The sequence below is a fragment of the Kitasatospora sp. NPDC002040 genome (genome assembly GCF_040296785.1).
Taxonomy (GTDB): Bacteria; Actinomycetota; Actinomycetes; order Streptomycetales; family Streptomycetaceae; genus Kitasatospora.
Genome location: NZ_JBEOXV010000002.1, coordinates 61829 through 76009, shown reverse-complemented (window position 1 = coordinate 76009; position 14181 = coordinate 61829). Strand labels below are relative to the sequence as shown.

At 72.2% G+C, this 14181-nt stretch carries 8 protein-coding genes and 1 pseudogene; 7 read left to right on the top strand and 2 right to left on the bottom strand.

The window, feature by feature from the left end; genetic code table 11:
- Positions 1–95: 95 nt before the first annotated feature.
- A pseudogene (locus tag ABT118_RS32710) lies at positions 96–566 on the bottom strand (competence protein CoiA family protein); the annotation flags it as partial.
- Between the two features lie 379 nt (positions 567–945).
- Complete coding sequence (locus ABT118_RS05775) at positions 946–2349, bottom strand: NsdA family TPR-like regulatory protein (RefSeq protein WP_350645192.1); 1404 nt, start codon at positions 2347–2349, stop codon at positions 946–948.
- A gap of 203 nt (positions 2350–2552) precedes the next feature.
- Between ABT118_RS05775 and ABT118_RS05770 the strand changes: the two genes are divergently transcribed.
- From ABT118_RS05770 to ABT118_RS05740, 7 genes are all read left to right on the top strand, one after another.
- The gene (locus ABT118_RS05770) at positions 2553–3593 is read left to right on the top strand and encodes a family 2 encapsulin nanocompartment cargo protein polyprenyl transferase (protein ID WP_350645191.1); all 1041 of its coding nucleotides are present in this window, start codon (positions 2553–2555) and stop codon (positions 3591–3593) included.
- On the top strand, positions 3590–4558 hold the full coding sequence (locus ABT118_RS05765; protein WP_350645190.1) for a 4-hydroxy-3-methylbut-2-enyl diphosphate reductase: 969 nt from the start codon (positions 3590–3592) through the stop codon (positions 4556–4558). The genes ABT118_RS05770 and ABT118_RS05765 overlap by 4 nt, the downstream gene beginning before the upstream one ends.
- Entirely contained in the window at positions 4555–6357 is a 1803-nt protein-coding gene (locus tag ABT118_RS05760; protein ID WP_350645189.1) for a 1-deoxy-D-xylulose-5-phosphate synthase, read from the top strand. The genes ABT118_RS05765 and ABT118_RS05760 overlap by 4 nt, the downstream gene beginning before the upstream one ends.
- Before the next feature lie 36 nt (positions 6358–6393).
- Complete coding sequence (gene ispG, locus ABT118_RS05755) at positions 6394–7494, top strand: flavodoxin-dependent (E)-4-hydroxy-3-methylbut-2-enyl-diphosphate synthase (RefSeq protein WP_350645188.1); 1101 nt, start codon at positions 6394–6396, stop codon at positions 7492–7494.
- Positions 7495–7905: 411 nt separating this feature from the next.
- Positions 7906–9846: a selina-4(15),7(11)-diene synthase gene (locus ABT118_RS05750; RefSeq protein ID WP_350645186.1), complete on the top strand. Its 1941-nt coding sequence runs from the start codon at positions 7906–7908 to the stop codon at positions 9844–9846.
- Positions 9847–10343: 497 nt separating this feature from the next.
- Entirely contained in the window at positions 10344–10715 is a 372-nt protein-coding gene (locus ABT118_RS05745; protein ID WP_350645184.1) for a hypothetical protein, read from the top strand.
- Between the two features lie 17 nt (positions 10716–10732).
- Entirely contained in the window at positions 10733–14167 is a 3435-nt protein-coding gene (locus ABT118_RS05740; protein WP_350645182.1) for a CHAT domain-containing protein, read from the top strand.
- The last annotated feature ends 14 nt before the right edge of the window (positions 14168–14181 follow it).

Here is a 14181-nt window from a genome sequence, read left to right as displayed (position 1 = left end):
TTCCGGCGGTGACCTCGGCGGGGCCGCCGTCGGCCGGTCGTGCGATCCGGACCGAGGGAACGGCGTTCGTCCAGGGGGGCGGACTTGCGGTCGGTGAACCAGCAGATGTCGATGCCGCCGGTCCGGTAGCGGTCGGTGCGGGCTTCGATGTCGATGGTGGGGGTGGCCGGCCCCTGCGCTTGCAAGGCGACCCGGCGCGTCCCGTTGGGGGACGTGGCCAGGACATCCGCCCGCCAGGAGCCGTCGGGCGCAGCGACCTCGAACTTCGCGGTCCAGCCGGCGGCTCGTGCGTGGCGGGCGAGATCGAGTTTGAGGAGGTGGTGCCGTCCGCCCTCGCCGGCGGCACCAGCCGCGCAGTGGGGCCCGTTCCTGGCGTGCCGCAGGAACCACAGGTCGTACGCGTCGTACTCCTTGTGGACGAGGTGCAGCTGCCACCGGCACTCGCCACAGGCCAACGGCACCGGCCTCCTGCTCCTGTAGATGGCCTCGCGCGGCCGGCCGCATCCCAGATCCTCCTGAGTGACGTCGACGCGGCCCCACTCGCGGTGAACCCCCACGAAGACCATCGCCGACTCCTCCAGGACGGTCCGACCGCCCTGCTGTGCCGCTTGTGCCGATGTCCGAGTCCGGCTCAGCGTCAGTACAGCCGTTCGGATCCCGGCGGGCTACCACCACTGGTAGCGCCGTGACTCAATGTAGCGTCACTTTTACACAGTGACGGTTTGCCCGCCCCGGCGAGCCGCTGCTCCAGGTGGCCGGCCTCCGAGCAGGCGCGGTGGTGGCCTTGGTCTGCGCGCGGCCGAACGGTGGAGGGCCGGTCATCACGGCCCTCAGTGCGGTGTGCGGCGTGGCCTGGGCGTCGGGCTCCCCCGGAGCCCAGGCCGCGTCGTCCGCACAGCGGGCCGCGTCCCGGCTTTCTTGTCACTTCGGCCGATCACGGCGACCCTAGGACGTGGTCGGTGAGGGCCGGCTGGCCGCAGGTGTGCGCGGGGGCGGCACCGTCGCTGGGGCTGCTGTGGGACGCCCAGTGCTCGGCTGGGTAAGCCGCGCGGCGCGGGTGAGCAGCCGCTGGGCGGCCGGCTCGCGCGTGTACGGACGCAGCCTTGCGCGGAGTTCGCGCAGGGCGCCGTCGCCGCGGGCCGAGGAGACGTGCGGGTAGTCGTCGAGGAACCTGTCCCAGGTCGAGCAGGCGAGTTCGAGGTGGCCCTGGCCGAGCTGGAGCCCCGCCAGGCGCGAGGTGGTCAGCATCCGAGCCCGCCGTTCTGAGGCGGGCCGGTGCCGCAGGGAGGCGGCGAGCGCCCCGCAGGCGCCCGGTACGTCGCCGGCGGCGGCGAGCACCTCGGCCTGCTGGAAGGCGAAGGCGGCCTGGTGGTAGCCGCCGAGTACCGGCCCGCTGCCTTCGCTTCGCGCCAGAAGGCGCTCCGCGCGGCCCAGGTCCTCCAGCGCGTGGCGGCGCTGCCCGCAGGTCGCCAGGGCGAGAGCCTCCTGCCCGATGACGAACGCCGCGGACTCCGGCGGGAGACTGTCGATCTCGCGGCCGGCTCCCTGGGCGAGGTGCAGTGCCTGGCGGGTGTCGCCCAGGAAGTGCGCCTGCACGCTCATCTGCCGCAGGGCTATCGCGTAGCGCGGACGGTCGTCCACGTCGGCGGCCAGTTGTGCGGCGATCCGGAAGTACGCCTGCGCGGCGCCGTGCAGGTTGGCGTCGAATGAGGTGAACCCGGCGAGGTAGCTGAGGTCCGCCGCGGCCTGGCGGAACCGACGGCCGACCGCCGGCGGTGCGGATGCCGCCAGGTGGGTCGCGATGTCGGTGGACAGGTATGTGGTCAGGGCGGGGCGCACCCGCTCGCCGCCGAGGATCTCGTCGGCGTCGGCGAGGAGTGCCACCATCTGTTCGGCGGCGCGGACCTGGGCCATCCCGATCCGGTGACGGGAGTCCTCCGCGCGGGGCTGGCCGGCGGATGCCAGCAGGTCGGGGGCCGGCGAGTAGGGCAGCCGGTGCAGCGCGCGCCTGGCACCCGGAGAGCTCTCCATGAGTTCCCTGAGCCGCTCGTGCGGATGGACGACAGCGGGGGCCTGTTCGACGGGCCCGCTCGCACCGGCGAAGCCCGCCTCCTGGAGCCCGATCTCGCGGCCGAGCGCCCCGGCGAGGACCCGGCAGATCAGCTCGCATGCCGGATCACGCGGCCGTGTGCCCGCGAGCCAGTGCGCCACCGCGGTCCGGTCGTAACGCACCGTGATGGCGGATCGGGCGCCCTCGGCGTTGACGGAGGAGGCCAGCTGCTGCCCCGTCCAGCCCGCTTCGTCGAGCAGAGCGCGCAGCCTGAGGTTCGGTGTCCGATGCGAATCCACGCTATCCCCCTGATCACAGCTCATGACTGATGGCCGATCAGATTTTCAACGGCCGGGCGCTTTCAACATCTGGCGTCACCGGATCGCTTCCGCGCGGCCGGAACAGGGCGCGTACTTGACACTGTGGACGCTGGCCGGCCGCCATGGCAAGTACGCCTGGTGACGCCCTGACCATCGTTCAACGGATGGGAAGGGGAAGGGCGATGACGGCCACCGCTGCCGAGTCCGACGCACACCCGAGCGGGCCGCTCCTGGACCGGGCGCGCGGGCTCGTCGATGCCCTGCTGCAGACCGCGGTCCAGGAGACGCCCGCCAGGATGCGGCTGATCTGCGGTTACCAGCTGGGCTGGTGGGAGTCTGACGGCCGCCCGTCGTCCGCAGGCTCGGGCAAGGCGCTGCGCCCGGCGCTCGCGCTGGCCGCAGCCAAGGCGGCCGGCGGGCGCACGGCCGACGCGGTCCCCGCGGCCGCCGCCGTGGAGCTGGTCCACAACTTCTCCCTGCTGCACGACGACGTACTGGACCGCGATGAGACGCGCCGTCACCGGCCCACCGCCTGGAAGGCGTTCGGCACCGCCGACGCGATCCTGGCCGGTGACGCGATGCTCGCTCTCGCCCCGCACGTCCTCGCCGACCGGGACCGCCCCGCGCCGCCTGAGGCGGCCCGCCGACTGGGGACCTGCGTGATCGAGCTGTGCGAAGGCCAGCACCTGGACTGCGCCTTCGAGCAGCGCGACGACGTCGGCACCGCCGAATGCCTGCGGATGGCGCAGGGCAAGACCGGCGCACTGCTCGGCCTGTCCTGCGCGCTCGGCGCCCTGGCGGCCGGAGCGCCGAACGGGGTGGTGATCGCGATGGACACGTTCGGCCGCCGCCTCGGCCTGGCCTTCCAGCTGGTGGACGACCTGCTGGGCATCTGGGGGGACCCGGCGGTGACCGGCAAGCCCGCCGGCGCCGACCTTCAGGTCCGCAAGAAATCCCTGCCGGTGGTCGCCGCCCTGGCCGCCGGGACGGAACCCGCCCGGCGGCTCCGGGCCCTGTACGCGCTGCGCCGCCCGCTGACCACTTCCGAAGTGGCCCGTGCCGGCGACCTGGTCGCCCAGGCGGGCGGCCGCACCTGGGCGCAGGAGAAGGCGCAGTTCTACACCGCCTCGGCGCTGGGAATCCTCGACGGCTCGCTGCCGCCCACCAGCGACGACGCGGAGCTGCGCGCCTTGGCGGCCTTGATCACCCGGAGGAAGCTGTGAGCACCGAGCCGACCGGCGAACTGCCCTCCCGCACCGTGCTGCTGGCCGCGCCGCGATCGTTCTGCGCCGGGGTCGAGCGGGCGATCCACGCCGTGGAGCGACTGCTGGACGCGCCCGGCCGCCGGGCCCCGGTCTACGTCCGCAAGCAGATCGTGCACAACACCCACGTGGTGGCCGGCCTGGCCGCGCGCGGGGCGGTCTTCGTGGAGGAGCTGGACGCCGTCCCGGAGGGTGCCACGGTGGTCTTCTCGGCCCACGGCGTCTCGCCGGAGGTCCGCGAGCAGGCCCGGGAGCGGGGGCTGACGGTGGTGGACGCGACCTGCCCGCTGGTGACCAAGGTGCACTCCGAGGCCCGGCGGTTCGCCGCGCGGGGCGACACCGTCGTGCTGATCGGGCACGCCGGCCACGAGGAGGTGGAGGGCACCCTCGGCGAGGCGCCGCAGGCCATGCTGCTGGTCGAGACGGCCGAGCAGGCTGCGGGGTTGGAGGTCGCCGACCCCTCCCGGGTCTCCTACCTGACCCAGACCACGCTGGCCGTCGACGAGACCGCGGGGGTGGTCCGGGCGCTGCGCGGCCGCTTCCCGCTGCTGCAGAGTCCGCCCGGGGACGACATCTGCTACGCCACCACCAACCGCCAGCTGGCCGTCGAGGCCGTGGCGGACCGGGCCGACCTGGTCCTGGTGGTCGGCTCCGCCAACTCCTCCAACTCGGTGCGGATGGTCGAGGTGGTCCGCCGCGGCGGCACCCAGGCCCACCTGATCGACGACGCCTCGGGCATCGACCCGGCCTGGCTGGCCGGTGCCCGGGTGATCGGGCTCTCGGCGGGGGCCTCCGCGCCCCCGGAGTTGGTGGCCGGGGTGATCGAGGCGCTCGGCGCCCACGGCGCGGTCACCGTCGAGGAGTTGACCACCACCGTGGAGGACGTCAACTTCGCGCCGCCGGCACCAGTGAGGGACCCGTCATGACCGCACCCAGCCCGCTCGACACCGACCGGGACCGGGCGCTGCCCGAGCCGCTCGGGACCCTGGAGGGTCCCGAGGACCTGAAGAACCTCCCGGCGGGCGTCCTCCCGCTGCTGGCCGAGCAGATCCGCGCCCTGCTGATCGACAAGGTCACCGCCGTGGGCGGCCACCTCGGCCCCAACCTCGGCGTGGTGGAGCTGACCATCGCGCTGCACCGGGTCTTCTCCTCGCCGGACGACACCCTGCTGTTCGACACCGGCCACCAGTCCTACGTGCACAAGATGCTGACGGGCCGCCAGCACGACTTCGACACCCTGCGCCAGAGCGGCGGGCTCTCCGGCTACCCCAGCCGCACCGAGTCGGCGCACGACGTGATCGAGAACAGCCACGCCTCCACCGCGCTGTCGTACGCCGACGGCATCGCCAAGGCCCGGACACTGGGCGGCGAGAGCGGCCGGGCGGTGGTCGCCGTGGTCGGCGACGGCGCGCTCACCGGCGGCCTCGCCCTGGAGGCGCTCAACAACCTCGGCGCCGCCCCGCAGCGGCCCGTGGTGGTGGTCCTCAACGACAACACCCGCTCCTACGCGCCGACCGCCGGCGCGCTGGCCGCCCACCTTGCCGCCCTACGGGCGGGCACCGCGGCGGGCAACCTGTTCGAGCAGCTGGGCCTGGCCTACCTCGGCCCCGTCGACGGCCACGACCTGACCGCCCTCGACCTGACGCTGCGCCAAGCCCGCGCGCTGGCCCGGCCGGTGGTGGTCCACGTGCTCACCCGCAAGGGCCACGGCTACCCGCCCGCCCTCGCCGACCTGGACGAGCAGATGCACGCCGTCGGCGTCCTGGACCCGCTCACCGGCCGCCCCCGCTCCGCCGTACCGCAGGAGACCTGGACCGACGTGTTCGCCGACCAGCTGGTCCGGCTCGGCTCGCACTACGCCGACCTGGTGGCCATCACCGCCGCGATGCCGGGGCCGACCGGCCTGGCTCGGTTCGCCGAGCGCTTCCCGGACCGCTTCCACGACGTCGGGATCGCCGAGCAGCACGCGGTGGCCAGCGCGGCCGGCCTGGCCGGCGCCGGGGCCCGGCCGCTGGTCGCCGTCTACTCCACCTTCCTCAACCGGGCCTACGACCAGGTCCTGATGGACGTCGCCCTGCACCGGCTCCCCGTCACCTTCGTCCTCGACCGGGCCGGGGTCACCGGCCCCGACGGCGCCAGCCACCACGGCATGTGGGACATCTCCCTGCTCGCGTCCGTACCCGGGATGCGCGTGGCCGTCCCACGCGACCCGGCCTCCCTGCGCTCCCTGCTCGCCGAAGCGGTCGACGAGCAGGAGCACCCCACCGCGCTGCGCTTCCCCAAGTCCGCCGCCGGGGCGGACATCCCGGCCGTGCGGCAGCTCGGGCCGGTCGACCTGCTGCTGCGCTCAGCCGTCCAGGAGGTGCTGCTGGTCGCGGTCGGCCCGCTGGCCGCCGAGTGCCTGGAAGCCGGCCAGTACCTCGCCGACACCGGCATCGGCGTCAGCGTCGTCGACCCCCGCTGGGTCCTGCCGGTGCCCGCTGAGCTGCTCGACCTGGCCACCGCCCACCGGCTGGTGGTCACCGTCGAGGACAACATCCGCAACGGCGGCGTCGGTGACGCGATCGCCCGGGCGCTGGCCGACCGGGGCTCCCGGGTGCCGGTCACCTCGCTGGGGCTGCCCGGCCGCTTCCTGCCGCACGGCCCCCGGCCGGAGCTGCTGGCGGCCGCCGGGCTGAGCGCCAAGCCGATCGTGGACGCCGTCCTGTGCGCCCGGGCCAAGTGACCCCTTTCCCCTACGTGAGCAGCCGAAGGAGACCCGATGCCACCATCCCAGTTGCCACGCCGGAACTCCCGCCAGATCCAGGTCGGCTCCGTACCCGTCGGCGGTGACGCGCCGATCTCGGTGCAGACCATGACCACCACCCTCACCGCCGACATCGACGCCACCCTCCAGCAGATCGCGGCGATCACCGCCGCCGGGTGCGACATCGTCCGCGTCGCCGTCCCCTCCCAGGACGACGCCCGGGCCCTGCCGGAGATCGTCCGCAAGTCCCCGATCCCGGTCATCGCCGACATCCACTTCCAACCGCGCTACGTCTTCGCCGCGATCGACGCCGGCTGCGCGGCGGTCCGCGTCAACCCGGGCAACATCAAAGCCTTCGACGACAAAGTCAAGGAGATCGCCCAGGCCGCCTCCGCCGCGCACATCCCGATCCGGATCGGCGTCAACGCCGGCTCCCTCGACAACCGACTGCTCGTCAAGTACGGCAAGCCCACCCCCGAGGCCCTGGTCGAATCCGCTCTCTGGGAGTGCTCGCTGTTCGAGGAGCACGGCTTTCGCGACCTCAAGATCGCCGTCAAGCACCACGACCCGCGCACCATGATCGCCGCCTACGAACTCCTCGCCGAGGCCTGCGACTACCCCCTGCACCTCGGCGTCACCGAGGCCGGGCCCGAACTCCAGGGAGCGGTCAAGTCGGCCGTGGCGTTCGGCATCCTGCTGCACCAGGGCATCGGCGACACCATCCGGGTCTCCACCTCCGCCCCGCCGGTCGACCAGGTCAAAGCCGGCAACCACATCCTCCAGTCCCTGGGCCTGCGCCCCCGCAAGCTGGAGATCGTCTCCTGCCCCGGCTGCGGACGCCTCCAGGTCGACATCCACCGCCTCAGCCGCCAGGTCGAGGCCGCCTTCGAGGGCTTCCCCATCCCCCTGCGCGTCGCCGTCATGGGCTGCGTCGTCAACGGCCCCGGCGAATCCCGCGAAGCGGACCTCGGCGTCTCCTCCGGCAACGGCAAGGGCCAGATCTACGTCAAGGGCGAGATCATCCGCACCGTCCCCGAATCACAGATCGTCGAAGCCCTCCTGGAGGAGGCCGTGCGCCTCGCCGAGGAAGCCGGACCGGGCGAGCCCGCCGAGTGACCGTCACCGCACGGCCTGCTGGGGGTCCGCTCTGTGGACCCCGAGGTCCGACCCGCCTTCGGCTCGGTCTTGCCCCGCTCAAAGCCGTGCCGGAGATTTCAACACGTGGGAGATTCAACGCCTCCAGCGGTTGCCGCCACTTCCCCGCCACCAGCCGCGGGTGTGTAGTTGGGAAACGCACCAGGTGGAGCAGCCGGATTTTCGACACGGGGTCAGAGGACACGCCGGGTTCTTGGCAGCGGACACCCTTGCCGGATCCGGGCCACTTCTGCGAAGCCGGCTTCGAGCACCGCGCACTCACACCACCGCAGGCGGCCCTGGCGGCATCCACAGCACGCACTCGACGGCCTCGCCACGGAATCGGTGACGGACCCGGCGCGGAAGTCACCCCTCTCACCCGGAAGGAGACTGATGGGCGCTCTGCAGCAGAACCTTGCGATACCGGAACTCTATTCACCGTTCCCGTCGGGGATCCACCCCAGACACCGCAGCGTCCAGGAACGCAGCACCGCTTGGGCGTTGAGGCACCGCATCGGCTCTGACCGGCTGCGCTCCCACCTGGTGCGGCAGGACATGGGGACCTTCGCGGCCAGGGTTCTGCCCGACGGCAACGAAGAAGTGGTCCAGGTGCTCGGCGAGTTCATCATCTGGCTCTTCGGCGTCGACGACGGGATTTGCGAGGACGGGCCGCTCGGACACGACCCGGGCGCGCTCTCCGCCTCGCTCTCCCGGCTCCTGCGCGTCGCCCAGGACCCGGACCTGCCCCTCCTGCCCGGCGACCCGCTCGCCGAGGGCCTGCGGGACCTGCAACGCCGACTGTCCGCACACGTGCGGCCCAGTCAGCTGGCGCGGTGGATCGACGGGACTCGGGAGTACTTCCTGTCGCTGATCTGGGAAGCCCACCACCGCAGCCACCAGAGCCTGCCCGACCTCAGCGACTACGCCCTCATCCGCCTCTACAACGGTGCGGCCACCGCGGTGGAGCCGTTCCTGGAGATGGCCGGCGGCTACGAACTGAGCCCGGCCGAGCGGCATCACCCCACCGTCAAGGCGCTGACCGAGATGTGCCTGTTCGTCATCGGCTGGGACAACGACATCCTCTCCTTCCACAAGGAGAGCCGCACCCCCCAGTACTGCATGAACGCGGTCCGCGTCGTCCAGGCCACCGACGGCGCCCCCGCCTCGCAGGCACTGTCGCAGGTCATAGCCCAACGCGACCGGGTGATCGTGAACTTCCTGCGCCTTCGCGACACCCACGATGGCGAACTGACCACCACTCAGCGCCGTTACGTCCAGGACCTGGGCACCTTCATCCGCGCCGCCCAGGACTGGGCGCTCACCTCCCAGCGATACACCACACCCTCCGACCCGGCGCCCCTGCCCAGCGCCTTCACCCACCACCCCACGGACGACAGCAGCCAACCCCTGCCCATCGCCACCGTCCAGGGGTGGTGGCGAGAGCTGACCGGCCATCAACACCTAGCGGACACAGCGCGAATCAACGAAAGGACGGACACAGCCATGACCACCAACCAGGCGCCCTCGGGCAAAGCGGTCGGAGAGATGTACGACGAGGTCACCGAGTCGCTGGCCGACATCCTCGGCGGCAACCTCCACCTCGGCTACTGGGCCGAACCCGACGACCAGAGCACGGTCGCCGAGGCCACCAACCACCTCACCGACCAGGTCGGAGCCCGCCTGCAGGCCACCGCCGGCCACCACGTCCTCGACATCGGATGCGGCAACGGCAGCCCCGCCCTGCACCTGGCCCGCACCCTGGGCCTCGACATCACCGGGGTCTCCATCAGCCACGGACAGATCGACACCGCCCGCACCCGGGCCGAGAAGGGCGCCCACACCAGCCGCGTGGCCTTCGACTACGCCGACGCCTGCGCTCTCCCCTACCCCGACGCCTCCTTCGACGCGGCCATGGCCATCGAGTCGATGGGCCACATGACCGACCAGCTCCAGGTCCTCCGGGAGGTCGCCCGGGTCCTGCGCCCTGGAGGCCACCTGGTCATCAGCGACGCCTACCTGCGCGGCCCGGTCCCCGGCCCCGCCCTGCCGGTCGTCGAGGGCTTCAAGAACCTGCTGCAGTACCAGTGGCTGCGCCACACTGAGGAGTACCAGGACCTGCTGCGCGAAGCGGGCCTGGAACCGGTGGAGTTCACCGACATCCACCCCCACGTCAAGCGCAGCTTCGACGTCCTCGCCCAGGGTCTGCGGGGCAACAAGGACAGCTGGGGGGCCTACTTGCCGGCCGAACAGGTCGAGCAGCTCGCCGAGGTCCTCTTCCAGTTCGGCGAACTCCCCTCGGTCGGCTACGCCCTCCTGGCCGCCCGCCGGCCCTGACCGGCCCCGGATGGGCACGGGTCGGTCCCGTGCCCATCCCGGGCGAGCCGCTGGGATCTGGACCACAGGACCGGCGTCATCACCCGGACCTTCCCTGGCCAGACCGCGAGTGCGCCCGCACAGATCCTGGGCAGCTTCGCCCTGCGGGCCAGCTCATGGTGGTGCCGGCCCGTCCGCCACGAGGTGACCGGCCGTCGGATCGTGCCCGTCATCTCCCGCCGAGGTCAGCCCGACATCCGCGGCCTTGGCAAGCTCCGTTCCGGCCTTCGGCGCTTCGAGGTGACTTGGCCGAGGCCGGGCGGTGTTCGTAGCCGCGGGCCGGCCTGCGGTGGTGTGACGCTCGACTTCGCCGCAAAACAGTTCGCATGGAGCTTCGCCACGAGTGCCTCTGTTGCGTGGAAACGTCTTGTGATCAGGGATTGCCGCCCCGTGCCATACTCAACCAACAACTGGGTTCTGTGCACCCTGTGTTGATCACGTTGGGGAGGGACTGGGGGATGGTTCTGGAGCTGCCCAAGTGGCGTGTGATTGTCGCGTCGCATTCGCGTGCTGCGGAGGACGTGTACGGCGAACTGAGCCGTGACGGATCCTGGAATTCCGGGATCTCGGTGGAGCTGGAACAGCGGTCGTCGAGGTTCCGGACGGGGGATGCCGCGATTCTCGTGGCCACCATCGCCGCCGCGAGTTCCGCCCTGACCACGCTGGTGACCGGCATCCTGGGGCGCGGCGCGGCCAAGGAGGGGCAGCGCATCGTGATCGAGCTCGCGTCCGGGGCCAGGCTCGAGGTGCCGGCCGGCATCGAACCGGCCGAACTGGACCGGATGCTCAGTCTGATCCGCGAGGATCCCCAGCGGATCCTCCTGCCCTGAAGTGATGGGCTGCCCGGGTGTCCCCCTTCGATGAGGCGAACTCGTATGCAGAGGCAGGCGATTCCGCCTGGAGTCGCTTCGAGCAAACCCGTTCCCTGGCGGAGCTGAACTGCGCGATCTCCTCGTTCCGCGCTGCCGTCGCGGCGCTGCCGGCCGACGACCCCGGCCGCGTACCGCATCTCTACCGGCTTCTCGGTGCGCTGCATCTGCGCTTCAGGGAGTCCGGAGATGCGGCGGACCTGGAACCTGCGATCGCCGCTGGGCGCGAGGCCATCTCTCTTGCCCGAAGGGACACCGCCTGTCTCTCGGCGCTCGCGGCCTTGCTCCTGGAGCGGTTCAGGGTGGCCGAGCGGAAGGCGGATCTCGACGAGGCGATCGAGGTGGCCCGTACTGCGGCGGGCCTGCCGCCTTCGCGCCCGCCTGACGGCGCCGCCGCGCTGGCGAATCTCGGCGCGGCGCTGAACGAGCGGTTCGAATACCTCGGGTCGGTCGAGGACCTGGAGGAGGCGATCGACCTCAAGCGCACGGCAGTCGTGCTGAGCCGGCCGGGCCCCTCGCGCAAGCACGCGCTGCATAATCTGGTCCAGAGCCTGCGCCTCCTCGTCATGGAGAGCGGACGCACCGAGCCGATCGAGGAGGCCGTCGCCGTCGCCCGGCGCGCGGTCAAAGCCCGCCCGCGCGAAGGCGGCGACCAAGCGATGAGCCTGAACGGTCTCGGCGGCGCTCTGGCGGACCGCTGTAGGGTGACCCACGACCCGGAGGGCCTGGACGAGGCACTGGCCTGCAGCCTCGCGGCCCTCGACATGACTCCCGCGGACCATCCCGAGCGGCAGGCGTATCTGGCCAGTCGGGTGGACCAGTTGACCCTCAGGGCGCGCCTGTCGGGGAGCACCGAGCATCTGGACGAAGCCGTACGCCTCGCACGCGCGTTCGCCGAGAGCGCCAGCGGACGCGCCGAGGCGCCCGCCGAACTGATCCTCGTGGGGACCCTGGCGTACAGGTACCAGGCGACCGGGACGGTCGCGGACTTGGACGAGGCCATCGTGCTCACCCGCGCCGGTCTGGCCCGGACGCAGGACAACCGGCCCGGGCCTGCATACTTCTCGGGCCTGCTGTTCCTGCGCCACAGGCAGGCCGGGGCGGTCGCGGACCTGGAGGAGGCGATCCGCCACGAGCGGGCGCAGCTGCAGAACCCCGGCCTCGACCGCAGACGGCGTGCCACGGTGCTCAACGCGCTGGGCCTTCTGCTGTGGGCCCGGTCCCGGCGGACGCGTGACCGGGACGACATCGAGGCGTCGGTAGCCCTCTGCCGTGAGGCGATGGCGACCGGGATCCACAGGTCCGACCGGGCGATGCACCTGTCCAATCTCGGCAACGTCCTGGTGGCGCGGTTCGAGTACGCCGGCCGGCCCGAGGATCTGGACGAGGGGATCGACGTGACGCGTCACGCGGTGGCGGCGTCGATTGGTCGGGAGGCCGATGATCTGGCCCGGTACCTCTCGAACCTGACGGACGCCCTGACACAGAGGCACACACGGACCGGGCGTCCCGAGGACGTGGAAGAGGCGGTGGCCGCGGGCCGCAGAAGTGTGTCGCTGATCTCCGGCAGCCACCCGGAGCGGGCCCGGTTCCTTGCCAACCTGGGTGCCGCCCTGCGCGCCCGCCACGCGTACACGGGCAGCCCTGACGACCGGAGCGCCGCGACGGCGGCGGATGTCGAGGCCGCGGCTGTGGAAGCGGCGCCGGTGTTGCAACGCCTCGGCTGCGCGAGGGCCGCCGCCGCTGACCTGGTCGCCGCATCCGAAGTGCCGCGTGCGACGGACCTGCTCCAGAACGCGGTACGGCTCCTGCCGGAGGTCAGCCCCCGCCGCCTGGCCCGCAGCGACCAGGAGTACGCGCTGGGCGGCCTGGCGGGACTGGCCGGCGAGGCGGCCTCGCTCGTCCTGGCCGATCCGCGGCTGCCTACGGCGGACCGGCCGCGGCGGGCTCTGAGCCTGCTGGAGGCCGGCCGCGGGGTCCTTATCAGCCAGGCGCTCGACGGCCGCGACGACCTGTCCGCCCTGCGCCTCAGAGACCCGGAGCTCGCCACGCGCTTCGTCGAACTCCGCGATCTGCTCGACCAGCCTTGGGAAGCCGGCCCGTCGTCGGGCGGTGCGGAGCCCGGCACTCCCACGGCCGCACCACAGCCCGGCGGCCGCGAACGGCACGAACTCGCTGCGGAGTTCGCCGCCACGCTGGCCAGGATCAGGGCGCTCGCCGGCTTCGGCTCGTTCGGTCTGCCGCCCAACGCCGACGAGTTGCTCGGCGCGGCGCAGGCAGGGCCGGTGGTCGTGCTCAACGCCAGCGCCTATGGGAGCCATGCCCTCCTGGTCACCCCGCACGGGGTCACGGCGCTGCCGCTCCCGCAGGCCGGCATGGACGACGTGGCCACCCAGGCCTCGGCGTTCCTGGCGGCCCGGCAGTTGATCCTGACGGGGGACGCGGCAGCGGAGGAGCGGGGCGGCACCCGGATCCTCTCCGTACTGGAGTGGCTGTGGGACACCATCGCGGCCCCGGTGCTGGAGGAACTCGGCCACCGCACCGGCCGCTCTGCAGGCACGGAGCCCTGGCCCCGTGTCTGGTGGGTTCCCTGCGGCCTGCTGAGCCTGCTGCCGATCCACGCCGCGGGCCACCACACCACCGCGGCCCGCGAGCAGTGCCCGCGCACGGTCATCGACCGCGTGGTCTCCTCCTACGCCCCCTCCCTTCGCACAGTCATCCACACCAGACAGAGCACGTCACCCGCGCGACGCGGGCCGGCCCTTTCGGCGCTGGTGGTGGCGATGCCGGCCACGCCGGGACTTCCTGGCCTGGGCCGCCTGCCGCACGTCACGGAGGAGGTCGGGGTGCTGCGCGGCCACCTGCCCGAACTCACCGTGCTCGCCGACCAGGAGGCCGCGCTGGGCGCCGCGGCGGAGCCGACGAAGGCTGCCGTCCTCGCCCGCCTCCCTCACCACCCGATCGCCCATTTCTCCTGCCACGGCGCCACCGACCCGCGCCAGCCCTCACGCAGCCGGCTCCTGCTACGGGACCACGAACACGACCCGCTGACCGCCGCGAGCCTGGCCCCGGTCGAGCTGGGCCGGGCACAGCTCGCCTACCTGTCGGCGTGCAGCACAGCGACGACCCAGCCGGTGCGCCTGCTCGACGAGTCGATCCATCTGGCCTCGGCGTTCCATATCGCCGGCTTCCCACACGTCATCAGCACGCTGTGGGAGATCGACGATCAACTGTCGGTACGCATCGCCGACGACTTCTATGCCCGACTCCGCACGCCGGAAGGCGACTTGGATGTGAGCCGCGCAGCACAGGCCCTCCATCGGGCGACCCTCCGCGCCCGCGGAGGAGACGGCACCCCGGACGCACTCCAGAACCCGTTCCTGTGGGCGTCCTACGTCCACATCGGCGTCTGACACCTGGCGCCCAG